This window comes from Actinorectispora metalli (assembly GCF_056323685.1).
Map to the genome: position 1 here is coordinate 1551553 of NZ_JBREYE010000002.1, position 25115 is coordinate 1576667.

Genomic DNA, 25115 nt, shown 5'->3' on the forward strand with positions numbered 1-25115 from the left:
CTCACGTTCCCTTCGCCGGGATGAGCTGCAGGTACAGCACGGTGATCACGCCGTTCACGAAGAACAGCAGCAGGAAGGTGATCACCACGGATTGGTTCACGACATCGCCGACGCCCTTGGCACCGCCCCTGGGATTCAGGCCGCGGTAACAGGCCACCACGCCCGCCAGGAAGCCGAAGATCATCGCCTTGATCTCGCTGACGATCAGGTCGGGAAGCTGGGCGAGGGCGGAGAAGCTGGCCATGAAGGCACCCGGCGTGCCGCCCTGGACCAACACGTTCACCACGTAGCCGCCGCTCACGCCGACCACGCTGACCAGGCCGTTGAGCATGATCGCAGCGCCCATGCAGGCCAGCACCCTGGGCACGATCAGCCGGTGGATGGGCGAGACGCCCAGCACCTCCATGGCGGCGATCTCCTCGCGGATGGTGCGCGAGCCGATGTCGGCGCACATGGCCGAGCCGCCCGCACCCGCCACCACCAGCGCGGTCACCAGCGGGCTGGCCTGCTGGATCACACCGAGCACGCTGATCGCGCCGTTGAAGGAGGAGGCGCCGATCTGGTTGGTCAGGTTGGCCAACTGGAGGGCGATGACCGCGCCGAACGGGATCGACACCAGGGCAGCGGGCAGGATCGAAACGCTCGCGATGAACCAGAACTGCTGCATGAACTCGCGGAACTGGAACGGGCGCTTCGGGATCGCCAGGACCACGTCGAGAGCGAGGGCGAACATCCTCCCGAATTCGCGCATCGACCCGACGACGGGCTTGAGCAAGGTCGTCATGGCTACTCCGGGGGACAGTTGACGTTGTTGGCGCAGCGCAGCCGCAACTCGACCACGAGGCGGTTGCCTGGACCGGAGGTCAGGCCGGTGAACAGGGGGTCCATCTCCTCGGTGGCGCCGCAGCCGCTGAAGGGCGGGATCTCGATCATGGTCTCGCCCTTGGCCACCTGGTTGGGCAGCAGCGGCAGGTTGGGAAACTTCAGGTGCACCGCGATCGGCGTCGCGGTCGTGCAGTTCGTGCCGACCTTGGCGTCCACCCCGTCGACCTTGACGTCGCTGAGCGTCATCTTCAGGTTCATCTTCAGGTCGATGGTGCCGTTGACGACCTTGCCGTCGGACTCGCCGATCTGCTCGATGTTGACGGTGGCGGTGTTGGGGACGAAGCCGAAGGCGACGAAGTAGCCCTTGGACGGCGGGGTGGTCAGCTTGCCCTTGATCGTGCCCTTGCCGAGGTCGACCTCGCCGTCGAAGCGGCCGCGGGCCAGCTTCAGGTCGGACTTCATCTTCTTGATCGTGGTGTTGCCGTCCACCCAGTACGACACGACCAGAGGAGCGGCGGCCGCCGCGGCCGGGGGCGCCGGTTGGGCGGGACCGCTCGCGGGCACCACGGCCAACTGCTGCTTGCCGGTGGCCTTCGCGCAGCTCAACGAGCCGGTGTCGGCGGTGAGCTCGGGCGTGACCGAGGTCAGGTGGTAGGTGACATTGCCGGGCTGCGCCGGGGTGACCGAAGGGAAGGCGGTCTTGCCGGTCAGCTTCAGCTCACCGGACTCGGGCAGCGGGGTCGGCTTGACCACCAGGTCGGAGACCGGTGCTTCCTGCGCGGTGCCGCTCTGCTCGATGCCCAGGGTCGCCTTGACCTTGCCCTCGACCGTGGTGGCGTTCTTCGCCCGGAGAGCCTTCACCGCGTCCGCACTCAGCGTGAGGGTGACCTCGGCGTCGGCGGCCTCGATCGCTTTACCGGTGGCCGCGGCCCCGGGGAAGGTCGCGGCCACCTCTGCGGGCACCGTCAAGGGCGCGCCGTCGGGGAGTCGGCAGGTGCTGTTCAGCGTCGCCGCGCCTCGGCCGGGAACGGCGGCCGTGGACGAGGAGCCCAGCACCACACTGGTCATGCCGATCACCAGGCCGATGGCCAAGACCCGGCGCGTCGTACGACCGGCTGACGATGCCTTCATGGCTAGGCGTCCACCTCCTGGAAGTACAGCGTTTTCAAAGATTGGGCACCCAAGGAAGGCATTTCCTGGATAAGCATGGCGATAACCGGAATTGGCTTCCGGTTACTCGGGGGTACGTTACTGCCGTGAAACACCCCACACAATAGGAGCAGTGAAAACGCCCAGACGGGTCGAGAAACGCCGCGGTTCTCATCACCGAAGTGAGTACGGGCGGGGAACCCGTTGTAAACGGCGCACAACGCGGATGCCCTCACCTGCGACGATGCCAAGTAGTTCGCACCTCAACATAGTCGCGCTGTGCAATTTTGTATGTTTCCGGCTGATGACATCGAGTGATAAATCAGGCAGTGTGACTACTTGACCGCCCCAGCATAGCGGTTGGTTGCTCGCAACAATGCAGTAAAGGGGCTGAACGTGGCGGGGAAACACCGGCTTCAGCGCAAAGGCACGGGCCACACCGGTAAGCACCGGAAGCAACAGATCGCCCGACGGATACGCGGCGCCGCCGCGACCGCGGGCACGCTGATGCTGGTCTCCGGCATCGCCGCGGCCGACGCCGTGGTGGAGAACTCTATCGGTTCGTCTCCACTGGCCAAGCCCGGCCCCAACGCCGAGCGGTCCGGGTACGGCTATGCCTACGCCTCCCCGATGCCCTTCGTCGACGTGCCCATCGCACCGAAGACCCCCGACGGCCAGGCCACGGTGGTCTCGCCGATGGCCGCGCTGCCCAACGGGCCGCTGGGCATCCCCGGCCCGATGCTGGAGGCCTACGTCCGCGCCGAGAAGGCCATGGCCGAGGCGATGCCGCACTGTCGGCTGCCCTGGTCGCTGCTGGCGAGCATCGGGCGGATCGAGTCCGGCCACGCCCGCGGCGGGCGGACCGACACCGCGGGCAACACCGTGACGCCGATCATCGGTCCCGCCCTCAACGGCAACGGCTTCGCCGCGATCGCCGACACCGACGGCGGCCGCTTCGACGGCGACTCCCGCTGGGACCGCGCGGTCGGCCCCATGCAGTTCATCCCGGGCACCTGGCGCGGCTACGCCTCCGACGGCAACGGCGATGGCACCGCCAGCCCGCACAACGTCTTCGACGCCACCCTGGCGGCGGGCAAGTACCTGTGCTCGGGCGGACTCAACCTGAGCGACGCCCGCCAGCGCGGCGCCGCGGTGTTCCGCTACAACCACTCGTCCGAATACGTGCGGACGGTGCTGACCTGGGCCGATTCCTACGCCTCCGGCGTGCACAAGACCGACGTCGCGCCGGGCATCGCGCTGCCGGTGCAGCCGCCGAAGCCCGGCCCGGTGCCGCCCAGCATCGGCCCGGCGCCCGCTCCCCCGAGCAGCAAGCCGAACCCGCCGAGCACGTCCCCCACTCCGCCCAGCAACACGCCCGCTCCCCCGAGCACTCCCCCGTCCTCCCCGCCGTCGCAGCCCCCGACCTCCCCGCCGTCTCCCCCGACCTCTCCCCCGTCGTCACAGCCCGCGCCGCCGAGCACCCAGCCCAGCCCGGCGCCGCCGAGCACCCAGCCGCCGCCCCCGTCCTCGCAGCCCGCGCCGCCGAGCAGTACGGTTCCCCCACCCAGCAGCAAGCCCGCGCCGCCGCCGAGCAGTTCGGCACCCGCGCCCACGCAGAGCACCACGATGCCGACCTCGCTGCCCAGATGACGCGTCTCCCGGAGAACGAATGAACAACCGCATCGCGATCGTCACCGGAGCCGCATCGGGAATCGGGAAGGCGCTGGCGAGCGCACTGGCCGAACGCGGCGACACGGTGGTCGCGGCGGACATCAACGGCGAGGCCGCGCAGGCGGTCGCCGACGGCCTGCCTGGCGCGTCCGCGGCCGCGGTGGACGTGCGGGACGCCGAGGCGGTCGGCCTGCTGGTGAAGTCGGTGCACGCCCGGCACGGACGAATCGACCTGTTGTTCAACAATGCCGGTATCGGCATGGGCGGGGCGTTCGAGGATATTTCGCTGGAACACTGGCAGCGGGCGATCGAGATCAACCTGCTCGGTGTTGTGAATGGAATTCACCATGCTTATCCGCTCATGAAAGAGCGGGGCGCCGGACACATCGTGAACACGGCCTCGTTTCTCGGACTGATCGCCCCGCCGATGGGCGGGCCCTATGTGGCGACCAAACACGCCGTGGTGGCACTGAGCCTGTCGCTGCGGGCCGAAGCCGCCAAGCACGGCGTGAAGGTCACCGCGCTGTGCCCCGGGTTCGTGGACACGCCGATCCTGGACCGCAACAACGACGGGGTCGCCGACGCCAAGTCGGCCGAGGACATCCGCAAGACCGCCAAGGCGATCCAGGGCAGGCTGCTCACCGCCGACGCGCTCGCCGCCCAAGCGCTGCGGGGCGTGGACCGGAACAAGGCGCTGGTGGTCACCCCCGCCGCGGCCCGGTTCACCTGGCGGCTGCACCGCCTCGCGCCCACCCTGATCGGCAGACTCACCGGCCGCGGCTGAGCTTTTCGCAATTTCGCACAATTCCGCGAGAAGTATTTGTCACCACAACCGCGCAGTTAACAATTTCTGGCGGGAATTTTAATATCAGGTTTCAATCAACGGTTAGCACAGCGCCACAGCTGCGCGTTATCGATTTGTGGCCGCGCTGGCAACATTTTCCTCAGGTGACCGCGAACATGTTGCCGCATTTCCTGCAATTGGATAGCGATATACGGGTCCACCCTGTACTGCTACTCCGTCTGGACGCCTCTGATCGATGACTGACACGTCTGTGCAGCCGACCAAGACTCCGCTACGCGGGGTACCCAACCGATGGAACTGGTTCTCGCCCGTCCCCCCGATCCCGCCAAGACCCGGTGTGTCGGAGTGGTACGAGTGGGTCGAGGACGCCAACCAGGTGCTCGGCCACAGACAGCGCTCCCGCAGACCCGCGGTGGTCGCCGTGCTCCACTTCGCCGAGCACGACCAGCTGGTCAACCGCTACGGCGCCGCCGGGCTCAACCAGGCACTGAGCCGAGCCGTGGAGAAGCTGCGCGGCGAGCTTGGTCCGCACGAGCTGATCGGCTTGGACGGCCGCGGCGGGCTGGCGCTGCTGCTGCGCGGCACCGCGCAGTGGCGGGTCACCGAGCGGCTGCGCGGCATGCTGATCATGCTGAGCAGGTTGGACCTCACCCTCTACGGCGACCGGGTGCGGCTCACCCCGGTATGCGGCTGGACCAGCGCCGACGACGACCCCGAGCGCAGCCAGCCGCTGGACCTCATGCACCGGGCGATGCGGGCCACCGAACGCGCCGCCGTACAGCTGGACCTGGTCCCCCGGCGGTGGCGGGCAGGCGAGCCGCAACGGCGCAGGATGCGGCTGCCCCGCAGCCTCCGCACCTGGGTGCAGGGCCTGCTGACCTTCCTGATCGGCGTCGTGGTGCCCTTCGGTGTGCTAGTGGCGCTGTACGAGGTCGGCGTGGACCTGGCGGGCCCGGCGTACCTGCTGGTCACCATCTCGTTGGTGATCACCTCGGTGTTCCTATGGGCGGAGGGCCTGCACGCGCTGGAGTTCCCCCGCCCACCCGCCAAACCCCACGGGCCTTATCCGCCCGCGTCGGCGGTGATCGCGGCCTACCTGCCCAACGAGGCCGCCACCATCGTCGACACCGTGCGCTCGTTCCTGGCGCAGGACTATCCGGGCCGGTTCCAGATCGTGCTGGCCTACAACACGCCCTACGCCATGCCGGTGGAGGAGGAGCTTGCGGCGCTGGCCAGGGCCAACCCGGGGCTGGTGGTGCTGAAGGTCCCGCACTCGACCTCCAAGGCGCAGAACGTCAACGCCGCCCTCCAGGTGGTCGACGGCGAGTTCGTCGGACTGTTCGACGCCGACCACCACCCCAGCCCGGACGCCTACCGGCGGGCCTGGCACTGGCTGGGTGGCGGCGCGGATGTCGTGCAGGGGCACTGCGTGATCCGCAACGGCCAGGCGTCGCTGACCGCGCGGGCGGTGGCGGTGGAGTTCGAGGCGATCTACGCGGTGAGCCACACCGGGCGGTCCAAGCTGCACCGGTTCGGGCTGTTCGGCGGCTCCAACGGGTTCTGGCGCACCTCGGTGCTGCACGAGACGCGGATGCACTCGCGGATGCTCACCGAGGACATCGACTCCTCGTTCCGGGCGCTGCTGGCCGGGCGCAAGCTGGTCTACGATCCCGCGCTGCTCTCCCGCGAACTGGCGCCCGCCACCCTGCGCAGCCTGTGGTCGCAGCGGATGCGGTGGGCGCAGGGCTGGTTCCAGGTGTCCCGCCGCTACCTGGCAGCGGCGATGCGCTCCCCCGAACTCACGGTGCGCAACAAGGTCGGGGTGGCGTTCCTGTTGGGCTGGCGGGAGATCTATCCCTGGCTGTCACTCCAGATCCTGCCGGTGATCGCGTTCCTGATCTACTCGCAGGGCCTGACGCAGATGGACTGGTGGATTCCCACCTTCCTGCTGACCTCGCTCTACACGCTGTCCGTCGGTCCGACCATGGTGCTGTTCGCCTGGCGGCTCGCGGTGCCGGAGATCCGCCGCAAACGGCTGTGGTTCCTGGGCTACCTGGTGTTCGCCACGTTCTTCTACACCGAGATGAAGAACGTGATCAGCCGGGTGGCGCACCTCAAGGAACTCAGCGGTGAACGCAACTGGGTGGTCACGCCGCGGGCGAGTCGGGAGGCCACCCCATGACGGGCAGGGCGGGCACCGGCAGACAGCACTACTTCGACACCTATCGCGCGCTCGGCGCGCTGGTGGTGGTGATCTTCCACTCCTACCAGTACAACCGGCACCCCGACTGGACGTGGCCGCTGCAGAACTCGTTCTGGCATCCGGTGCTGATGTCGGCGGACCTGTTCGTGGACCTGTTCTTCGTGATGTCCGGTCTGCTGGTCACGCTGCCCTACGCACAGGCGGCGCTCGGGCAGATCAGCCACCGCAGTGCGCGGGTGTTCCTGCTGCGCCGGGCGGTTCGCATCATCCCGCTGTACTTCCTGGTGGTGCTGGTGGTGTGGGCGCTGACCAACCCGGTGCTGCCCGGCGACTGGCGAGATCTGGTGCTGCACCTGACCTTCACCCACGTGTGGAGCGACGACAAGATCTTCTATACCGACGGCCCGGCCTGGTCGCTCGGCGTTGAGGTCTACCTGTACTTGCTGGTCGCGGTGTTCGGCGCGGTGATCCAGCGGCTGTGCCGCCGCTTCACCGACCGAGGACCGCGGCTGGCGCTGCTGGTGGGCGGCATCGCCGTGCTGATGGTGCTGGGTTGGGCATACAAGCTGTGGGCACTGTATGTGCTCAAGGCGCCGTATGACGCCTGGTCGGTGTGGTTCGGCCCGCCCGCCAAGGTGGATGTCTTCGCCTTCGGCATGCTGCTCGCGGTCGTGTACGCCGCAGGCGTCCGCTACCGGCACGCCGCACTGCGGATTCCGGTGGGCCTGTTCGGCCTTGGATTGTTCGTCGGCACCTTCTTCCTGCGCCTGAACGGACTGCCGGATGCGTTCGCGCACACCTTGTTCGGGATGGCGTCGATGCTGCTGGTGTCGGCGTCGGCGCTGAGCACCGCGGCCGAACCGTGGTTCCTGCGCACCAGACCGATGATCGCCGTCGGGTTGGCCAGCTACAGCCTCTACCTCTGGCACGAGCCGGTGCTGCGGGTGATCGGCTCGCTGAATGTGCTGCCGCCGACGGTCTCGCCGTGGGCGTTCCCGGTGACCGCGGCGGTGCTGCTGGCGGTGTCGATCCCGGTGGCGCTGTTCAGCTACCGGTTCATCGAGATGACCGCGCAGAACCTGCTGGGCCTGTTCGACTCCCGCGGCAGGCCACGGGAGTACTACAACGTCCCGCTGACCACCTAGCGCAGCGGGAAAGCCTCGCCGACAAGACGACGCGCAACGGCTTGTCGGCCGAGGGCGACGCCATGGGACCGGGCCGCGTCCCATGGCGTCGCTTCATGTCTTTGCGTGGCGAAGGGAAACCGCTGTGACCGAACGGAAGAACATCCTGATCACCGGGGCAAGCTCCGGGCTCGGGGAGGGTATGGCGCGGCTGTTCGCCGCCAAGGGTCGCAACCTCGCGCTGTGCGCCCGCCGCACCGACCGGCTGGACAAGCTCGCCGAGGAGCTGACCGGCAGGCACCCCGGCATCGCGGTCTCGGTGCGGGCGCTGGACGTCAACGACCACGATTCGGTGTTCACCGTGTTCGGCGAGTTCCGCGAGGAGCTTGGCCACCTGGACCGGGTCGTCGTCAACGCGGGCCTCGGCAAGGGGCAGCCGATCGGCACCGGTGCCTTCCACGCGAACGTCCAGACCGCGCAGACCAACTTCGTCGCGGCGCTGGCGCAATGCGAGGCAGCGATGGAGATCTTCCGCAAGGAGGGTGTCGGGCACCTCGCGGTGATCTCCTCGGTGAGTTCGATGCGCGGGATGAAGGGCAACGTCACCACCTACGCGGCGACCAAGGCCGGGCTGAACACCCTCGCCGAGGGCATCCGCGCGGACGTCTACAACACCAGGATCAAGGTGTCCACGATCTACCCCGGCTACATCGCCTCGGAGATGAACGAGCGGGTGAAGAAGACGCCGCTGATGGTGGACACCGAGACCGGCTGCCGCGCGCTGGTCGCCGCCATCGAGAAGGAGCCGGTGCACGCCTACGTGCCGGAGTGGCCCTGGCGTCCGCTCTCCTTCGCGATCCGCCACCTGCCGCTGGGCATCGTGCGCCGCTTGATCTGACGTGACTCGGGCCTGCCCGATTCGGGCAGGCCCGCCCGTGGCTGCGTCAGCGCATATCACGGGGCTGGAACTGGATGCTGATGCACAGGCTTGCTCGGTTCGGGCTGGGCCACGGGTCAGCGCACGCCGCGAGGGCGGAACTGGATGCTGATGCGCGGGCCAACCGGCTTGCCGGTCTTGGGCACCGCGTGCTCCCAGGTGCGCTGGCAGGAGCCGCCCATCACGATGAGGTCGCCGTGACCGAGCGCGAGCCGGACGACCTCTCCGCCGCCCCTCGGTCGCAGGCACAGCGCTCGCGGGGCGCCGACGGAGAGGATGGCGACCATGGTGTCCTCGGTGCTCCCCCGGCCGATGGTGTCGCCGTGCCAGGCGACGCTGTCGTTGCCGTCGCGGTAGTAGCAGAGCCCCGCGGTGACGAACGGTTCACCGAGTTCGCCCGCGTAGTGCTCGGTCAGCTTTCGTCGTGCCTGGGCCAGGATCGGGTGCGGCAATTCGTCACCGTCGCGGTAGAAGCACAGCAGCCGGGGAACGTCCACCACCCGGTCGTACATGCGCCGCCGCTCGTCGCGCCAGGGCACGATCTCGGCCAGCAGGTCGAACAGGGCGTCCGCGCCGCCGAGCCAGCCGGGCAGCAGATCGATCCACGCGCCGCTGCCCAGCACCGTGCGCCGAACGTCCGCCACCGGCCGCAGGCTCATCGCCTCCAGCTCGTCGAAGAGCGACCCCTGCAACGCCACCGTCACACCGCCAAGAATACCCCACTGACGCGAACATATGTTCGAAGCACGCGGATTGGCTTTGTCACGTGCGGCCCCAGGTGTGGTCGAGCGGCACGGTCGGGTGCCCCGACCGCGCCGCCGAATGTGGTGCTTTTCGCACTCACCGTAATCCGGAAATGGCCTCTAGGAATATGAAAATCTTACCGGATACAAGGCAGGTCGAACGTCAGACCCAGTTCTGGTAATTGCCGCCGTTACAGCCCAGCGTGTAGACCTGCTGGGCAGCGTTGGAATCCAGACAGAAACCGGTGGCCCGGTTGCGGAACGTCTGCCCGACGCGCTGCCAGTTCTGGTAGTTACCGCCGTTGCAGCCCAGGGTGTAGACCTGACCATTGGCGTTGCTGTCCAGGCAGAAGCCGGTCGAGACGTTGACGAGTCTCTCCCCGCTGCGCTCCCAGTTCTGGTAGTTGCCGCCGTTGCAGCCCAGCGTGTAGACCTGCTGGGCGGCGTTGGAGTCCAGGCAGAAGCCGGTGGAGACGTTCCGCCACGACCTGGCGGCCTGCTCACCAGCGGAGGCCTGACCGGTCATGATCGTGCCCGCCAGCACGGCCGCCAGACCCAGAACAGAAGCAAAACGCAGTTTGGACATGAAAAATCAAGCCTTCCCAAAAAGGTTTCGGAAATGCGCGCCCACAGACGCAGGCTCGCCCCAGCGGAACCGACACTGCCGCAGCAGGAGATCCATTGCAAGCAAAACGGAAAGCGCTTGACCGAGAACACCCTCTAGGAGGTATGCCCAAACAGTGTTTTGAAGCTTCCGCAAACAACTAATTCGATGCGCGGCCAGCTATTTGCGCGCGAGGAAATCCGCCAAACCGAGGGTATTGATGATCCGATCGGCGGTGATCCCGCATTTCTCGGCGCGCTCGCAGCCATACGGCAGCCAGTCCAACTGCCCAGGTGCGTGCGCGTCGGAGTCGATCGCGAACGTGCAGTCCAGGTCCGCGGCCAGTTGCAGCAGCTTCATCGGCGGGTCAAGGCGTTCCGGGCGGCTGTTGATCTCGACCGCCGTGTCGTGCTCGCGGCAGGCGGTGAACACCTTCTCGGCGTCGAAGGTGGACTGCGCTCGGCCGCGGCCCACCACGATGCGTCCTGTGCAGTGGCCGAGCACGTCCACATGCGGGTTCGCCACCGCCTTGCACATCCGCCTGGTCATCGCCGGGCGCTCCATCCGCAGTTTGGAGTGCACGCTGGCCACCACCACGTCCAGTTGCGCCAGCAGCGACTCCTCCTGGTCGAGCGAGCCGTCGTCCAGGATGTCGACCTCGATGCCGGTGAGGATGCGGAACGGCGCCATCCGCTCGTTGATCTCCGCGACGACCGCCAACTGCTCGCGCAGGCGGTCCGCGGTGAGGCCGCGGGCGATGGTGAGCCGCGGCGAGTGGTCGGTCAGCGCCACCCATTCATGGCCGAGTGCCCTGGCGGCCTCGGCCATCTCCTCGATCGGGCTGCCGCCATCGGACCAGGTCGAGTGCGTGTGGCAGTCCCCCTTGAGCGCCGCTCGCAGGGCCGCGCCGCCCGCCACCGGGGCGGCGCCCGCGGTCAGCACCTTGTTCAGGTACGCGGGTTCCTCGCCGCGCAGCGCCTCGGCGATCACGGCAGCGGTCACCTTGCCGATCCCGGTCAGGTCGGTGAGCCGTCCCGTTTCCGCCAGACGTTCCAGGTCCGCGCGGTCCAACTCCTCTACCACGGCCGCGGCCTTGCGGAAGGCCTGCACCCGATACGTCGGTTCGCGAGAACGTTCCAAGTGGAATGCGATCTGCCGCAGCGCCCACACCGGTTCCATGGGTCCAGTGTGGCCAAAACACGCCCATATCGCACCGCACGGCCGCGGGCCATCAGGTTGATCCGAACGGCGTGTCCGGGTGCCGGCTGCCCAGGGGGTGGTGCGGTCCTGTGTGTCGAGCACAACTGTGGGGTTGTCTGTTGTCCCTAGCGTCGAAAGACGAGGGCTTGCAGCACAACACGCATAGGGGGCGTCCACCATGCCGCCGTTACGGGTCGCCATGGACATCGGAGGGACGTTCACCGACGTCGTCGTCCACGACGAATCCTCCGGGGAGTTCGTCGCGGGCAAATCGTCGACAACCCCGCACGACCTCACCGACGGGGTGCTGGGCGCGTTGGGCGGAATGGTCGGCGACTTCGGCGACATCGCCTTCCTGGTCCACGGCACCACCCAGGGCGTCAACGCCCTCCTGCAGCGCCGCGGAGCCCGCGTGCTGCTGCTTGCCGGACAGGGCGCCGGGGACGTCTACCACATCGCGCGGGGGCCGCGGCGCAAGCTGTACGACCTGCACTATCGCAAGCCCAGCCCGCTGCTGCCGCTGCGCGACATCGTGGAGATCGGCGGGCGACTGGACGCCGAGGGCCGCGAGATCACCCCGCTGAACACCGAGGCGGTCCGCGCCGCCGCGCGCCGGGCCCGCGACGAGGGCTTCGGCGCCGTCGCGGTCAGCTACCTGTTCAGTTTCGCCAACCCCGCCCACGAGTTGGTCACCAGGGAGATCCTGCTGGCGGAGTTGGGCACCGACTTCACCGTGACGCTGTCGCACCAGACCGCCAACGAGTGGCGGGAGTACGAGCGGACCTCCTCCGCCGTGCTGGAGGCCTACATCTCCCCCGTCATCCGCCGCTACCTCGGCCGCCTCCGCGAGCGCTTCGACGAGCGGGGGATGGACACGACCGTGCACGTCATGCAGTCCTCCGGCGGCATCCTCACCGCGAGCTCGGCCCGGGAACGGCCGCTACAGACACTGCTGTCCGGGCCGGTCGGCGGCACCATGGGCGGCGCGGCGCTGGCCGACCAACTGGGCAGGGCGAACCTCATCTGCATGGACATGGGCGGCACGTCCTTCGACGTCTCGCTCATCGTGGACGGCGAACCGGACGTGGCAACCGAGGCCGAGTTCGAGGGCCTCCCTGTGCTGGCCAGCATGGTGAACATCGAGACCATCGGCGCGGGCGGCGGCTCAGTCGCCTGGCTGGAGGCAGGCGGGCTGCGAGTCGGACCTCGGTCGGCGGGCGCGGACCCAGGACCGGCCTGCTACGACCGCGGCGGCACCGAACCCACCGTCACCGACGCCAACCTGGTGCTGGGCCGGGTGGACCCTGAGTGGTTCGCGGGCGGCGAGGTCACGCTGCGACCCGACCGCGCGAACACCGCCGTGGACGAGTTGGCCGCCACACTGGCGCTGAGCCGGACCGAGATGGCCGAGGGCATCTGCGCGGTGGCGAACGCCAAGATGGCGCAGGCGATCCGCACCATCACCGTGCAGCGCGGCATCGAGCCACGCGACTACACGCTGGTGGCCTTCGGCGGCGCGGGCCCGATGCACGCGGTGTTCCTGGCCGAGGAACTGGGCATCCGCGAGGTCATCGTGCCCAGCCACCCCGGCGCCTTCTCCGCGTGGGGGATGCTGCAGGCGGGTGCCCGCAAGGACTTCACCGAGAACTACTTCGTCGACCAGTCCGATGTGGACACCGAGCGGTTCGCCGCCGCGCTGGCCGCCTTGGAGCGGCAAGCACTGTCCTCTTTGGACGACCAGCGGGTGCCGATGGAGGCGCGGACGGTCGCGCTCGCGGTGGACATGCGGTACGCGCAGCAGGAGTACCCGCTGACGGTGCCGGTGATCGACAGCGACGAGCCGCTGCGGCCGGACTTCCTGGACGTGATCACCCGCCGCTTCGACCGACTGCACGAGCAGCGCCACGGCCACGGCAACCCCGGTGCCCCGGTGGAGTTCGTCGCGCTGCGGGCCACCGTGCACGGGCAGCGGGAACAGGCGGTGCCGCTGCCGCCCGCGCAGGCCGCGGGCCAGGACTTCCCGCACCGCAAGGCCGCCGTGGTCTTCGACGGCGCCGAAGCCCAGACGATCGTGGTGAACCGCGGGCAACTGGCGCCGGGGCACCACTTCCGCGGCCCGGCGATCGTGGTGGAGAAGACCGCGACCACCGTCGTGCCGCCCGGCTACCGGGTCGCGGTGGACACCCTGGGCGCCCTGCTCATCCGCGCGGACCGCACCGAGGGGGAGTAAGGCCATGTCGACGTCCACTCTGACGCAGCAGCGGTCGCGATACGTCAACCCGATCACCGTGGAGATCATCCGCAACGCCCTGAACTCGGCGGCGCAGGACATGAACGTGACGCTGATCCGCTCGGCGTACACGCCGATCATCTACGAGTGCGGGGACTGCGTCGTCGCGCTGCTGGACGACGAGCACCAGGTGCTCGGCCAGTCGGCGGGCCTGCCGATCTTCCTTGGCAACCTGGAGACCTGCACGCTGGCCACCGAGGAGCGCTTCGGCCGCGAGGTGTGGCAACCAGGTGATGTGTGGATTCTCAACGACAGCTACCTCGGCGGCACTCACCTCAACGACGTGACGATCTTCGGTCCCGTCTTCGTCGACGGCGAACTGGTGGGTTTCACAGCCTGCCGGGCGCACTGGATCGACGTGGGCTCCAAGGACCCCGGCGGGTCGATGGACTCGGTGAACATCTTCCAGGAGGGCCTGCGGCTTGGCCCGCAGAAGCTGGTCGACGCAGGCACCGACGTGGCGAGCGTGATCGACACGATCGCCACCAACGTGCGGTTCCCCTACCCCACCTCCGGGGACATGCACGCCATGATCGCCTGCATCAAGATGGGCCAGCAGCGGCTGGCGGAGATCGTGCGGCGCTTCGGCGCGGATACCCTGCGCGCGGCGCGCGATGAGATCTTCGCGCAGACCGAGCGGCTGGAGCGGTCGGTGATCGCGGCCATCCCCGACGGCGAGTACCGCGCGGAGGGCTTCCTCGACAACGACGGCATCACGCTGGCCGAGCCGGTGCCGATCAAGCTGCGGATCACGGTATCGGGTGAGGACATCGACTTCGACATCACCGAATCCGCCGACCAGACCGTCGGCCCGGTGAACTGCGGGATCGCGCAGGCCATCTCGGCCTGCCGGGTCGGGTACAAGCTGCTGGTGAGCCCCGACCTGCCCGGCAACGGCGGCTCCTTCCGTCCGCTGACCGTGCAGGTGCGCGACGGTTCGGTGTTCGGAGCCCGTCCCCCTGCGGCCTGCCAGTGGTACTTCTCCCACCTCGGCCTGCTCATCGACCTGATCGTCAAAGCGCTGGCGCCCGCCATGCCCGACCGGGCGGCGGCCGCGAGCTACGGCGACTCCATGGTGGTGCTGTTCGCGGGCACCGACCCCCGCTACAACCGCGAGTACATCAACCTGGAGGCCGTCCTCGGCGGCTGGGGCGCCTGGGAGGGCTCCGACGGCGAGAGCGCCCTCATCAACAGCGTCAACGGCTCGCTGAAGGACGTGCCCGTCGAGGTGTTCGAGAAGCGCTTCCCGTTCCGCGTCACCGAATACCGGCTGCGCCCCGACTCGGGCGGCGCCGGCCGCTGGCGCGGCGGCAACGGCGTGATCCGTGAGTACGTGTCGCTGCACGACTGCACCGTCTCGCTGTGGTTCGAGCGCTCCGTGACACCCGCCTGGGGCCTGTTCGGCGGCGCCGACGCCACCCCGCCCGAGGTGATCATCAACCCCGGTCGCCCCGACGAACGCCGCCTGCTCAAGGCCAACGGCATCCCGCTCAAGTCAGGCGACGTGCTGCGCTGCCAGGTCGGCGGAGGCGGCGGCTTCGGCCCACCCGCCGAACGCGACGCCGACGCGGTGGCGGCCGACCTCGCCGACCGTCAGATCACCGAACACGCAGCTCGCACGGTTTATACGCGGTAGGGGCTACCGAGCTTCTGCCCCTGTGCGCAGCCCAGGGTGAGTGGCAACCGAAGTCAGAGGTCGGTTACCACTTACGGGTTTACCTGCGTGAGGACATAGCCCGCGACGTGCAGGGCAAGGCGGGTGCGGGGGTTTTCGGGGTCGACGCCGTGGCTGCGGATGCGTTCCAGACGGCCGAGCACGGTGTTGCGGTGCACGCCGAGCAGTTTCGCGGCGGCGCCGGTGGAGCCTCCCGCGTCGAAGAACGCGACCAGGGTGCGGACCAGCACCGCGGCGTCGGGGGATTCGAGCAGTTCCTTCAACGCCATCGACGCCGCGGCCCGCAGGTCCTCGTGCGGGAGCCGGGCCAGCACGCTGAGCGGGCCGAGGTCGGCGAAGTTCTTCACGTGGTGCCGCATCCCCGCCACGGCGGCCTCGTCCACGGCCGCGGTGGCCGCCTCGTGCGCCTCCCACACCGAACGCGCCAGGCCGGTGACCTCGTCCACCACCGTCCCCACGCCCGCGACCAGCGGGAACGGGGTGCCTGCCGCGCCGAGCCGGTGGGCAAGCTCGGTGCTGACCCGGTCGACGTTGGCGTTCTCGCCGCTCCACCAGCTGATCCAGGCGTTGCCGCGTTTGACCAGCGGTCGGTCGCCGAAGGCCTGCTGCCAGCAGGCGGTGACGCCGGCGCTGAGCACCTCGGCGTCCATCGTGGCCGCCGAGCGGCCCGCCACCAGGGCCACGGCCAGCAGTGGGCCGCCGAGTTGCCAGCCCAGGTCCACCGCGGACTCCATGGCGAATTCGACCATCGCGTGTTCCGCGGGTGCTTCGGCGGGGCGGGCGGTTTCCTGTGCCTCGCCGCCGATCAGGGATTCCAGCACCAACTGTTCGGTGGCGGCTTTGCGTCCCAGGGACAGCGCGGGCCCGAGCACGCTCATCGCCAGCGGTGCCCTTGCCAGGCGCAGCACCACCTCGACGGTGCCTGCCCAGGCCAGTGATTGAGCCGTGAGCCTGCCGACCAACACCGCCCAGCGGCGGCCGTCGGCGGTGGTGACCGGCACCTTCACCTCGCCGCCGCCCGCGGGCGGGACGCCCTGCAACACGGCGGCGCGGCCCGCCAGGAACTGCTTGTCCTCCCCCACCAGTGCCACGCCAACGCCGGGGAGTTGGTCGTTGAGGACGCCCACGATGCCGCGAACGGTGGTCTCACTGCTGATCAGCCGTGCGCAGCGGGCGACGAGGTCGGCGCGGGTGGCGTCGGGGTGGGCCACCGCGACGGCCAGCTCCAGGGCGTGCTCGGCAGGTTCACCGTCCACCAGGAACAGGGGTATCCGCAGCCGCGCGGCCAGTTCGGTGCAGGAGCTGGTGATCACCACATCCGAGGAGCCGATGAGGCAGGACAGGTTGCGCTCCCAGGCGATCCGCAGCGCCGCCTCCACCGCCCAGCCGCCGGTCGCGGCGGCGCCGTAGAGCACGGCGGCGGTGTGCGGGGGCACCGAGCGGAGCTGTTCCAGGTCGGCGATGAGGCTCACCCGCGCGACCGGACGGTCCACATGGTCGGTCATCACGCCGGTGGCACGGGCCAGCGGGCCGTGCCGGATGAGCTCCCCGACCGTGAGCAGGTCGGTGCGTGCCGAGCGGGTCATCCATTGACCTCCACCGCTGGATGCCTGATCGGGAAGCCGAAGGCGTGCGGCCCGACCAATCGCAGGCCGGCCTCGGTGTACCAGATGGGCGGGGCGGGCACCACGACCACGTCCACCAGGTCGCCCACCGAGATGTGTTCCAGGTCGATCACCCGCACATCCTGCGGGTCCACGAAGGAGATCAGGTCCGGCACCGCCGCCGCGATCGCCCCGTCCACCATGGCGATCAGCAGGTCGTTGTGCGCCTCCAACCTGATCAGCCGGGGCTGCTGTCCTTCGGCGGCGACGATCACGCTCATCGGCGCGGCGGGCAGGCCCGCCTCGCCGGCTTTGGGGTGGTGGCGGACCTCCAGCACCCGGCCGCGGCCGAGGCTGGCCCTGCGCACCCCGGTGCTGGCGGAGAGCCTGCGGATGGCGGTGTCGAAGTCGGCGGCACCCAGCAGCGCCTCCCCCATCGCCAGCGCCTTGGCGAAGGAGCCGATGATGCCAACCCCGGGCAGCGTGTCCACAGTGGTCGGGTAGGTGGCGGTGAGCATCCAGCCGCCGCAGACCTGCATGGTGGCGCGCAGCAGCTGTTCGGCGCGGTGCGCGGTGGCCTCCAGGGTGAAGATGTCCCCGGCGCGGCTGACCGAGGCCAGCGGGCCGATCGGCAGCTTCGCCATGGCGTAGGAAGTCTGGTCCATCATCGGGAAGATCCGGCCCATGCCGTCGCAGTCCACCAAAGGCAGTCCGCTGACGGCGGCGACCACGATGGGGCAGAAGGCGTTCACGGACGCGACGTTGAGCGCCGTCACCGCGCCGAGGTCGATGCCCAGCCGCTGCCGGACCGCGCGTAACAGCAGTTCCGGTTCATCGCCCGCCGCCGGAAGCTCCGTGATCGCCATGCCGGAGCCGATCATGCCGAACGCGGCGCAGCGCAGCGAGGGGTCGAGTTCGTCGGGGGTCACCAGCCGGACCGGGCCGTGCTCGTGCAGCACCTCACGCACCCAGTCGGCGAAGGTGTCCATGCAGTCGATGCCGGACCCGGAACAGGAGAGCTTGGCGCCCAGAGTGAGCGCGTCGATGTCCTCGGCGCCGATGCTGCGTTCGCTCACCGCGGCACCGCCATCGCGGGCCTGCCGGTCGCGCGGACCCGCAGCCGGTAGGAGCCGGACCGCAGGAACGCCACCGAGGTGGCGTCCGACTGGATGATCCGCTCCGCGCCGGGTTCGGCGCCGCCCGCGGTGACCGCGGCGAGCGCGCGGGTCTCGAAGCGCCGCCGCTCGGCCTCCAACTCCTGCTCGCTCACGGCGAAGACCACCTGCTCCAGCCAGCAACTCGGCTCGCTGCACGCGGCGCCGACCGCGGCGAGGTCGGCGCCCGCCAGCTCGTGGCCCTGCTCCCACCCCACCAGGTGCGCGCGGGAGAGCCTGCCGCCGAGGAACTGCCGGATCCGATCGTCGACGACCAGGTTGTCGCCAACCACCACCATGGGCAGGTCCGACGAGGTCGCGAGCAGGCTGTCGTCGCCCCTGATCGCCTCGACCGACGCTCTGTCCACTGTGGACTCCACGACGATGGCCTCCGGAGTGGACAGTCGGGCGCCCGCGGCCCTGGCCTGCTGGGAGGACACCAGCGGCAAGCCGTCGATCACCTGTCCCAGGGTGCACCGCGCGCCCGAGCCCGGGGCCTCGGAGTCCGCCTTGACGATCATCAGCAGCGCAGTCGGGTGTCCGCTGATCTCGGCACCGCCCTGCATCCGCAGGGCGGTGCCCGCGCCGACGGCCAGCACCGGAGTCGCGCGCAGCCGCTCGGCCGAGACCCGCCCGCCGTCGCCGGTGGCGAACCAGCACGGCACCTGTGGCCCCACGGCGGCGACGGCGTGCTCAGCCTCCGAGATGAGCCGTTCCGCCAGCGGTGACAGCGCAGCGTTGAGCACGCAGGCCGCCTCCCGCTCGTACATGCCGATCCCGCTGATCTCGTGCGAGGCGCACACCCGCAGCCCGGGGTGCACGGAATGCAGGTGCTGGGCCACGGCGCGCTCGTGGCTGGAGTCGCCGACCGAACCCGCGCCGACGATCACCGCGTCGCCGATGCCCAGCCGCCCGCACTCCAGCGCGAACCGGGTGATCTCGTCCAAGTCCAGTTCCGCCAGCGATTCGCCGAACAGGTCGTGACCGCCGCGGGCCACCGCCCGGTGGCCGACCACCCGCCGCACCATGGCGTTGGGGTGGCCGCTCAGCGCCGCCGAGCGGGTCGCCCTTGGCAGCAGCCGGAGCACCCCGATGCGGCCGTCGGCGGCGGCCTCGGGCTCGGCGAGCACCGAGGACAAGTCGAAGGTGACGGCCTCGATGGTCGCGGCGCCCATGATGGCGCGCAGCAGACGCGGCAGCACGCGTTCCCCCGCGCGGGCCGCGGACCGGCGGGCGATCAGCGTGCCGCCCTCCATCAGCGCGGCATGCACCTGGGTCGCGGTGACCCGCACACCGATCCGCATGTCCGTCATAGTGAGGACATAACGTACCGGTCCACTCACTCCAGCGGGCGGGCGGCGCCTATAGCTGCCGCGGGTCGATCTTGGGCAGCGGTTTCACCGCCGGTCCGTGCAGCACGGCGCCGTCGAGTCCGAACCGGGAGGCATGACACGGGCAGTCCCAGGTCTTCTCGGCGTCGTTGAACGCGACCAGGCATCCCAGGTGGGTGCAGCGGGCGTTCACCGCGTGCAGCGCGCCGCCCTCGTCCCGGTAGGCGGCGACCATCGTGGCGCCGGAGCGCCCAACCCTCGCTTCGCCGGGGGCAAGCCCGTCCACCGAGGCGCCCAGCGCCTTGGCCTGATCGCCCGCGAGGTGCTTGGCCACGGTGGCGTTGGCGGACAGCGCTTTGACCGCCGACCGGGCGTTGACCCGGCTCGGGTCGTACAGCCCGGCCCAGGGGTTGTCCTGCCCGGTGATCAGATCGGCGAGCAGCATCCCGGCCACGGTGCCGTTGGTCATGCCCCACTGCCCGAACCCGGTCGCGACCCACAGGTGTTTGCCGCCGGGCAGGTAGCGGCCGATGTAGGGCACCCGGTCCAGGGTGCTGAGGTCGTGCGCGGACCAGCGGTAGGCGAACCGGTCGATCCCGAACCGCTCCCCAGCCCAGGCGGCGAGTTTCCGGTACCGCTGCTGGACGTCGGTCGCCGCTCCGGTGCGATAGTGCTCGCCGCCCACGATCAACAGCCGCCTGTCGTTCTCGTACGGGGTGGTGCGCACCGAGTGGCCGGTGTCGGCGGCCAGGAACATGCCATCGGGCGCCTTGTCGGCGGGAACCGGCGCCGCCACCACGAGGTCGCGGGTGGGTTCCAGCCGCGCGAAGTACACGCCGCGGTCCAGGATCGGGAAGTGGGTCGCGATCACCACGTCGCGGGCCTTGATGGAGAACTGCGCCGTCTCCACGGTCTGGTCATGGCCGACCGACTGCACCCTCGCGCCCTCGATGATCGCTCCGCCGCTCGAGGTGATGCGCTCGGCGAGCGCGAGCAGCCAGCGCCGGGGATGGAACTGTGCCTGCCCGGTGAATCGCACCGCCCCGGCCACGGTGAAGGGCAGGTCGGTCTCGGCGGTGAACTCCGCGGGCAGCCCGAGTTCCGCCGCCACCTCGGCCTCTGTGCGGAACTTGTCCAGGTAGGACGGATCGGTGGCGTAGAGGTGGCTGTCCTGACGGGAGAAGTCGCAGTCCACCGCTCCCGCGTGCTCTGCGAGCCACTCCAGCGCGGCGATCTGGCTCGCCGCGTAGGTCGCGGCGGCCCCCCTCCCCAGGGTGGAGACGAGTTCGGCGTAGATCAGGTTGTGCTGGCAGCTGATCTTGGCGGTGGTGTTGCCGGTGACGCCCGCGACAATCTTCTCCGCCTCGAGCACCACCACCTGCCGCCCCGCCTGCTGGAGCAGATAGGCGGTGGTCAGCCCGGCGATCCCGGCGCCGACCACGACCACATCGGCGGCCGACGGCACCGGCTCGCGGAACACCGGCCCGGCCGTGGTGCTGGCCATCCAATACGACTCGCAGGATGCGGGCAGTTCGGTCATGGTTGCTCCAGGAATTCGCGGCGGGCCATGAGCGGGAGATACCCGGCCGGATTCCGCGTTACGCCCACTGTATGGGAGCCACTTGTGGGAGGTGTTACCAAAAGTTACAGTTACCGCAAGTAACGGCACGAATGAGGGCAGAGCGATGCTTTTGGCACAGGCCCCATCGGCGGGTGGCGCGCCGCTGGACCAGATCGTGATCGTCTCGGCATTCACCACGGCGATGTTCGCGATCATCGCCTACGTGATCCTCCGCGAGGGCCTCGGCAGAAAAACGCTGGTGGGTCGCGTCGCGGACTGGGCGGCCGAGCACACCGGGGCACCGCGCTGGGCGGTGCTGGCACCGCTGCTGACCATCGGCGTGATCGTGTTCGCGGGCATCGGCGTCTACTGGGACGTCTCCATCCATTTCAACGAGGGCCGCGACGAAGGCCCGCTGGCCAACCCCGCGCACTACCTCATCTTCTTCGGCCTGCTGCTGATCGTGGCCAACGGCGGCTTCGCCCTCGGCCTCTCCCGCGAGCCGCTGCCCCGCCGCAGCCTGCGCATCGGCAAGCACTGGCGGGTGCCCTACGGCGCCGCGCTGATCACCATCAGCGGCGTGTTCGCCTTCGCGGCGTTCCCGATGGACGACGTGTGGCACCGCCTGTTCGGCCAGGACGTCACGCTGTGGGGCCCCACCCACATCCTGCTGGTCGGCGGTGCCCTGTTCTCGGTGGTGGGAAGCTGGGTGCTGGCGGTGGAGGCGCAGCAGGCCACCGGGCGCTCCCCGTTCCTGCGGGCCTGCGAGTGGATCTCCGGGCTGGGGCTGTTGCTGATCTGCTTCGTGTACCTGATGGAGTACGACGACGGCGCCCCGCAGTTCCCGCTCATCGCCCAGCCGGTGCTGCTGACGGTGTTCGCGGTGTGGGCGTTCGTCGCCACCCGCATCCGCTTCGGCCGCGGCTCGGTGCTGGCCATGCTCGCCGTCTTCCTGGTGCTGCGGCTGTTTTTGAACCTGCTGGTCGGCGACGTGTTCGGGCTGACCCCGCCGCGGTTCCCGCTGCTGCTGGGCATCGCGCTGGTCATCGAACTCGTCGCGCTGCTCGTCCCGCCCGCCAACCGGCTCCGCTTCGGCCTCGTCGCCGGTCTCGGCGCGGGCACCCTGGGCGTGCTGGCCGAGTACCCGTGGACGCACACGTTCAGCCCGATCGCCTGGCCCACCGACCTGATGTCGCTGATCCTGCCGTTCACCGCGGTCGCGGGCCTGGCCACGGGCGTGATGGCGGGCTGGATGGGCGCCCGGCTGGCCGAGGTCGAAACCGCCGTCCCCGAGGAGCGTCCCCGGCACGGCGCCGCCGCCGCGGCCCTGGCCGCGGTGATCCTGACCGTCGGCATCGTCGTACCGCCCACCCACGACACCCAGGGCACCGCCACGCTGGGCATCGAGCGAACCAGCGACGGCGAGGCGCTGATCAGCGCGCGCCTTGAGCCCGCGAACCTCGCTCAGGACGCGGTGTGGGTGCAGGCGCTGGCCTGGCAGGGCGGCGGCCTGATCGTCACCCCGATGCGCCATATCGGCGACGGTGTCTACCGCGCGGAGCGCCCGCTGCCGGTGCACTCGGACTGGAAGACCGCGATCCGCCTGCACCACACCCCCAACGACCTCGTGGCGGTCCCGGTGTACTTCCCCGCTGACGCCGCGATCCCGGCCCCGGAGATCCCCGCCCAGGACGGCGCGACCCGTCCGTTCATCGAGGAGAAGCGCCTGCTCCAGCGCGAGCAGAAGACCGACGTGCCCGCCTGGCTGTGGAACACCGGCTACGTGGTCGTCGGCCTGGTGCTGGTACTGATGATCGTCTCCACCGCGAGCGCACTGGCCATGGCAGGAAGGCGCCCCAGGGAGAAGGCCGCGGCATGACGGTGGTGGTGCTGGCGAGCCAAGGGGCGGGCTGGGAGTTCCCCGCCATCGCGGGCCCGCTCATCGTGCTCGCCGCGGTGGTGATCGTGGCGGCCCGCCGCCGCCCGCCCGATCAGTGAGCCGACATCACCTCACCGGCCAGCCTGTGCAGGGCGTCCTTGACCTCGGTGGGTAGCAACGCCTGGTCGAGGGTTGCGAACGCCGTCTCGACGCGGCGCTCGATCATGCCCTCCACGATCCGCAGGGCCGAGGTGTCGCGCAGCACCCCGCGCAGCAGTTCGGCGCCGGAGGCGTCCAGGGCGGGATCGCCGTGCAGGCGTTTGATCAGCACGTCCTGCACGGCATCGGCACGCTGCCGGGCCAAGGCCATCAGCACCGTCGGACGCCCGGTGCGGAAGTCCTCGAAGTCGTCGGGGTGCCCGAAAGCGCCGATGATGTCGTCCCGCAGCTGGAACGCCTCACCCAGCGGCAGGCCGAAGGCGGTGTAGGTGTCCAGCAGCGACTGCGGCGCCCCCGCCAGTGCCGCACCGACATGCAGCGGGCGCTCCACCGTGTAGCGGGCGGTCTTGTAGCGGATGACGTTGAGCGCCCCGGTCAGGCTGCCGTTGCCGTTGCGTTCGGCCAGGTCCAGGTACTGGCCGGTGACCACTTCCGACCGCATCCTGTGCAGCAGCGACAACGCGGGCAGCAGCCGCGGCGGCGGGAACCGCCCGACCCCGAACAGATCGTCCGACCAGCTCAGGCACAGCCCCGCGGCGAGCACCGCGGTACCACCGTGTGCGGAGTCCACGCTGTCCTGCTGGATGAGGGCGAACGCGTGCACCAGCTCCAACGCGGCGGCGGCCCGCACGATGTCCTCGGAGTCGGGCTGGTCGGCGCCGCGCCAACCCCAGTAGCAGAACAGCGGCCGGATACGCGGCCCCGGCCGCAGGATGACGTGGGCGAGGCGCTCCCCGAGTTGGTGCGGCACCAGGTCGTGCCTGCCGTCCGGCGACAGCCGGTCCGCGACGAACTCGGCCAGAACAGCCCCGACCTTCTTGCGCAACTGCTGGGTGAAACCGTCATCCATCACGCACCCCCTCGCCGTTGAAGCGCAGCTCAATGGCCATGTGCGAGATTTCCCCGGTGCCGGGACGTCACACTCCGGAATTATGAGACGACACGGTCCGCACGCGCAGAACTTGGCCTCGAGCGCGGTCCGGCCGACAAATATCCCGCGATAGGGGACATAACGGATGCTCTCCAGTCGAAACCGCTGGTGGGAACGCTGGCGGCGACCCAGCGCCTCGGCAGGCGAGTGACACCGAGAACTCCAGGTTTCGCGAGACTTCCCGGCGGCAACACCTGTCGGCGTACCCTGTCTTCGGGTGCAGGTGTCTGCCCTTTCCCATTCGATACGAGGGGGTGTCCGCAGGCGGTGTCGGTCCCTGCAGCGTCGTCCGACGTATTCGTGCATCCCGCGCTGTTCTACCGCGACATGCCCGAGTACCTGAAGGGCGTCTCGGCCTTCGTCCGTGGTGGTCTCGCGGCGGACGAGCCGGTATTCGTCTCCGTTCCGACCTGGAAACTCGAACCGCTGCGCGCCGAACTCCGCGATGTGGAACACCTGATCGAGCTGCACGACATGACCGAGGTCGGCCGCAACCCCGGGCGCATCCTGTCCGCGTTGACCGGCTTCGCCGGTGCCCACCCCGGCCGCCGGGTCCGACTGGTCGGCGAACCCATCTGGCACGGCCGCACCCCGTCGGAGACCCGCGAGGCGACCCGTCACGAGGCGCTGATCAACCTCGCCTTCCACGACCGCGAAGCCGCCATCCTCTGCCCGTACGACACCTCAGCCCTGGACCCGTGGGTGCTCTCCGACGCCGAACGCACCCATCCCGTGCTGTGGTGGCCCGACGAGCAGCAGGACAGCGAGCACTACGTGGACGCCCACGTCATCGACGCCGAATGCAGCGCCGCCCCGTGGGAGCTGCCACGGGAGGCGGAGACGCTGTCCTTCGGCGCCGCCGACCTCAGCCTGCTCCGCCGCGTCGTGGAGCAGGCCGCCGACCGCTGGGGCCTACCCGACCACCGCAAGCTTGACCTGACGCTGGCCGTCGACGAGGCCACCAGCAACTCGGTCATCCACGGCGGCGGCGCAGGCATCCTGCGCCTGTGGCGCCAGGGCGACACGGTGTACGCGGAGATCGCCGACGCGGGCATCCTGCCCACCCCGCTGGCAGGCCGACTCCGCCCCGCCCCCGACGCCGAAGGCGGCCGCGGCCTCTGGCTGATCCACCAGCTCTGCGACCTGGTCGAGATCCGCAACACCGCCGACCGTTTCACGCTCCGCCTGCACATGACGATCTAACGCAAGG

General features: G+C 69.6%; 20 protein-coding genes. 10 read left to right on the forward strand and 10 right to left on the reverse strand.

The genetic code is table 11. The annotated features are described in order from the left end of the window. Position 1: 1 nt before the first annotated feature. Both ACU6XJ_RS27545 and ACU6XJ_RS27550 read right to left on the reverse strand, forming a co-directional pair. Positions 2 to 784, reverse strand: coding sequence for an MlaE family ABC transporter permease (locus ACU6XJ_RS27545; RefSeq protein ID WP_476317880.1), 783 nt, complete (start codon positions 782 to 784; stop codon positions 2 to 4). Positions 785 to 786: 2 nt separating this feature from the next. Next, positions 787 to 1956: a DUF6801 domain-containing protein gene (locus ACU6XJ_RS27550; protein WP_476317883.1), complete on the reverse strand. Its 1170-nt coding sequence runs from the start codon at positions 1954 to 1956 to the stop codon at positions 787 to 789. Between the two features lie 414 nt (positions 1957 to 2370). Between ACU6XJ_RS27550 and ACU6XJ_RS27555 the strand changes: the two genes are divergently transcribed. The 5 genes from ACU6XJ_RS27555 to ACU6XJ_RS27575 all read left to right on the forward strand — a co-directional run bounded on the left by ACU6XJ_RS27555 (position 2371) and on the right by ACU6XJ_RS27575 (position 8675). Continuing rightward, positions 2371 to 3624 carry a lytic transglycosylase domain-containing protein gene (locus ACU6XJ_RS27555; RefSeq protein ID WP_476317885.1) on the forward strand — a complete coding sequence of 418 codons (1254 nt, stop codon included), beginning with the start codon at positions 2371 to 2373 and terminating at the stop codon, positions 3622 to 3624. A gap of 19 nt (positions 3625 to 3643) precedes the next feature. After that, positions 3644 to 4429, forward strand: coding sequence for an SDR family NAD(P)-dependent oxidoreductase (locus ACU6XJ_RS27560; protein ID WP_476317887.1), 786 nt, complete (start codon positions 3644 to 3646; stop codon positions 4427 to 4429). Between the two features lie 256 nt (positions 4430 to 4685). Further along, complete coding sequence (locus tag ACU6XJ_RS27565; protein ID WP_476317890.1) at positions 4686 to 6632, forward strand: glycosyltransferase; 1947 nt, start codon at positions 4686 to 4688, stop codon at positions 6630 to 6632. Next, positions 6629 to 7798 carry an acyltransferase family protein gene (locus ACU6XJ_RS27570; protein ID WP_476317892.1) on the forward strand — a complete coding sequence of 390 codons (1170 nt, stop codon included), beginning with the start codon at positions 6629 to 6631 and terminating at the stop codon, positions 7796 to 7798. The genes ACU6XJ_RS27565 and ACU6XJ_RS27570 overlap by 4 nt, the downstream gene beginning before the upstream one ends. Positions 7799 to 7922: 124 nt before the next feature. Next, positions 7923 to 8675, forward strand: a complete 753-nt coding sequence (locus ACU6XJ_RS27575; RefSeq protein ID WP_476317895.1) for an SDR family oxidoreductase — start codon at positions 7923 to 7925, stop codon at positions 8673 to 8675. A 116-nt stretch (positions 8676 to 8791) separates the two neighbouring features. Here ACU6XJ_RS27575 and ACU6XJ_RS27580 read toward each other — a convergent pair whose 3' ends face one another. The 3 genes from ACU6XJ_RS27580 to ACU6XJ_RS27590 form a co-directional block, all read right to left on the reverse strand. Next, positions 8792 to 9418: an alpha-ketoglutarate-dependent dioxygenase AlkB gene (locus tag ACU6XJ_RS27580; protein WP_476317898.1), complete on the reverse strand. Its 627-nt coding sequence runs from the start codon at positions 9416 to 9418 to the stop codon at positions 8792 to 8794. Positions 9419 to 9620: 202 nt separating this feature from the next. Next, complete coding sequence (locus ACU6XJ_RS27585; protein ID WP_476317900.1) at positions 9621 to 10043, reverse strand: RICIN domain-containing protein; 423 nt, start codon at positions 10041 to 10043, stop codon at positions 9621 to 9623. 198 nt (positions 10044 to 10241) lie between these two features. Next, positions 10242 to 11240: a PHP domain-containing protein gene (locus ACU6XJ_RS27590; RefSeq protein WP_476317903.1), complete on the reverse strand. Its 999-nt coding sequence runs from the start codon at positions 11238 to 11240 to the stop codon at positions 10242 to 10244. 199 nt (positions 11241 to 11439) lie between these two features. Between ACU6XJ_RS27590 and ACU6XJ_RS27595 the strand changes: the two genes are divergently transcribed. Both ACU6XJ_RS27595 and ACU6XJ_RS27600 read left to right on the forward strand, forming a co-directional pair. Beyond that, complete coding sequence (locus ACU6XJ_RS27595; RefSeq protein WP_476317906.1) at positions 11440 to 13491, forward strand: hydantoinase/oxoprolinase family protein; 2052 nt, start codon at positions 11440 to 11442, stop codon at positions 13489 to 13491. A gap of 4 nt (positions 13492 to 13495) precedes the next feature. After that, on the forward strand, positions 13496 to 15187 hold the full coding sequence (locus ACU6XJ_RS27600) for a hydantoinase B/oxoprolinase family protein (protein WP_476317909.1): 1692 nt from the start codon (positions 13496 to 13498) through the stop codon (positions 15185 to 15187). Positions 15188 to 15258: 71 nt separating this feature from the next. Here ACU6XJ_RS27600 and ACU6XJ_RS27605 read toward each other — a convergent pair whose 3' ends face one another. Genes ACU6XJ_RS27605 through ACU6XJ_RS27620 form a run of 4 tightly spaced genes read right to left on the reverse strand, consistent with a single transcriptional unit; the run spans position 15259 to position 20855 of the window. After that, the gene (locus ACU6XJ_RS27605) at positions 15259 to 16812 is read right to left on the reverse strand and encodes a PucR family transcriptional regulator (RefSeq protein ID WP_476317911.1); all 1554 of its coding nucleotides are present in this window, start codon (positions 16810 to 16812) and stop codon (positions 15259 to 15261) included. Continuing rightward, positions 16809 to 17906 carry a DUF917 domain-containing protein gene (locus ACU6XJ_RS27610; RefSeq protein WP_476317914.1) on the reverse strand — a complete coding sequence of 366 codons (1098 nt, stop codon included), beginning with the start codon at positions 17904 to 17906 and terminating at the stop codon, positions 16809 to 16811. Before ACU6XJ_RS27610 ends, ACU6XJ_RS27605 begins: the two co-directional genes overlap by 4 nt. Further along, positions 17903 to 19288: a hypothetical protein gene (locus ACU6XJ_RS27615; RefSeq protein ID WP_476317917.1), complete on the reverse strand. Its 1386-nt coding sequence runs from the start codon at positions 19286 to 19288 to the stop codon at positions 17903 to 17905. Before ACU6XJ_RS27615 ends, ACU6XJ_RS27610 begins: the two co-directional genes overlap by 4 nt. Positions 19289 to 19346: 58 nt before the next feature. After that, positions 19347 to 20855: an FAD-dependent oxidoreductase gene (locus tag ACU6XJ_RS27620; protein ID WP_476317920.1), complete on the reverse strand. Its 1509-nt coding sequence runs from the start codon at positions 20853 to 20855 to the stop codon at positions 19347 to 19349. A 145-nt stretch (positions 20856 to 21000) separates the two neighbouring features. Here ACU6XJ_RS27620 and ACU6XJ_RS27625 point away from each other — a divergent pair, with 145 nt between their 5' ends. Then, positions 21001 to 22755, forward strand: a complete 1755-nt coding sequence (locus ACU6XJ_RS27625) for a hypothetical protein (protein WP_476317922.1) — start codon at positions 21001 to 21003, stop codon at positions 22753 to 22755. Then, entirely contained in the window at positions 22752 to 22874 is a 123-nt protein-coding gene (locus ACU6XJ_RS27630; protein WP_476317925.1) for a hypothetical protein, read from the forward strand. Before ACU6XJ_RS27625 ends, ACU6XJ_RS27630 begins: the two co-directional genes overlap by 4 nt. Here the strand turns inward: ACU6XJ_RS27630 and ACU6XJ_RS27635 are convergent. Beyond that, positions 22868 to 23824, reverse strand: coding sequence for a polyprenyl synthetase family protein (locus ACU6XJ_RS27635; protein ID WP_476317928.1), 957 nt, complete (start codon positions 23822 to 23824; stop codon positions 22868 to 22870). The two genes, ACU6XJ_RS27630 and ACU6XJ_RS27635, sit on opposite strands and share 7 nt — an antisense overlap. A 348-nt stretch (positions 23825 to 24172) precedes the next feature. On the opposite strand from ACU6XJ_RS27635, the gene ACU6XJ_RS27640 reads away from it, so the two are divergent. Then, the gene (locus ACU6XJ_RS27640; protein WP_476317930.1) at positions 24173 to 25108 is read left to right on the forward strand and encodes an anti-sigma factor RsbA family regulatory protein; all 936 of its coding nucleotides are present in this window, start codon (positions 24173 to 24175) and stop codon (positions 25106 to 25108) included. Positions 25109 to 25115 lie beyond the last annotated feature (7 nt).

Excerpts from the sequence above, each read along its gene's own strand:
- ACU6XJ_RS27545 (WP_476317880.1), bottom strand. The coding sequence starts at position 784 with ATGACGACCTTGCTCAAGCCCGTCGTCGGGTCGATGCGCGAATTCGGG.
- ACU6XJ_RS27550 (WP_476317883.1), bottom strand. The coding sequence starts at position 1,956 with ATGAAGGCATCGTCAGCCGGTCGTACGACGCGCCGGGTCTTGGCCATC.
- ACU6XJ_RS27560 (WP_476317887.1), top strand. The coding sequence starts at position 3,644 with ATGAACAACCGCATCGCGATCGTCACCGGAGCCGCATCGGGAATCGGG.
- ACU6XJ_RS27565 (WP_476317890.1), top strand. The coding sequence starts at position 4,686 with ATGACTGACACGTCTGTGCAGCCGACCAAGACTCCGCTACGCGGGGTA.
- ACU6XJ_RS27570 (WP_476317892.1), top strand. The coding sequence starts at position 6,629 with ATGACGGGCAGGGCGGGCACCGGCAGACAGCACTACTTCGACACCTAT.
- ACU6XJ_RS27585 (WP_476317900.1), bottom strand. The coding sequence starts at position 10,043 with ATGTCCAAACTGCGTTTTGCTTCTGTTCTGGGTCTGGCGGCCGTGCTG.
- ACU6XJ_RS27590 (WP_476317903.1), bottom strand. The coding sequence starts at position 11,240 with ATGGAACCGGTGTGGGCGCTGCGGCAGATCGCATTCCACTTGGAACGT.
- ACU6XJ_RS27595 (WP_476317906.1), top strand. The coding sequence starts at position 11,440 with ATGCCGCCGTTACGGGTCGCCATGGACATCGGAGGGACGTTCACCGAC.
- ACU6XJ_RS27600 (WP_476317909.1), top strand. The coding sequence starts at position 13,496 with ATGTCGACGTCCACTCTGACGCAGCAGCGGTCGCGATACGTCAACCCG.
- ACU6XJ_RS27605 (WP_476317911.1), bottom strand. The coding sequence starts at position 16,812 with ATGACCCGCTCGGCACGCACCGACCTGCTCACGGTCGGGGAGCTCATC.
- ACU6XJ_RS27615 (WP_476317917.1), bottom strand. The coding sequence starts at position 19,288 with ATGCGGATCGGTGTGCGGGTCACCGCGACCCAGGTGCATGCCGCGCTG.
- ACU6XJ_RS27620 (WP_476317920.1), bottom strand. The coding sequence starts at position 20,855 with ATGACCGAACTGCCCGCATCCTGCGAGTCGTATTGGATGGCCAGCACC.
- ACU6XJ_RS27625 (WP_476317922.1), top strand. The coding sequence starts at position 21,001 with ATGCTTTTGGCACAGGCCCCATCGGCGGGTGGCGCGCCGCTGGACCAG.
- ACU6XJ_RS27630 (WP_476317925.1), top strand. The coding sequence starts at position 22,752 with ATGACGGTGGTGGTGCTGGCGAGCCAAGGGGCGGGCTGGGAGTTCCCC.
- ACU6XJ_RS27635 (WP_476317928.1), bottom strand. The coding sequence starts at position 23,824 with ATGGATGACGGTTTCACCCAGCAGTTGCGCAAGAAGGTCGGGGCTGTT.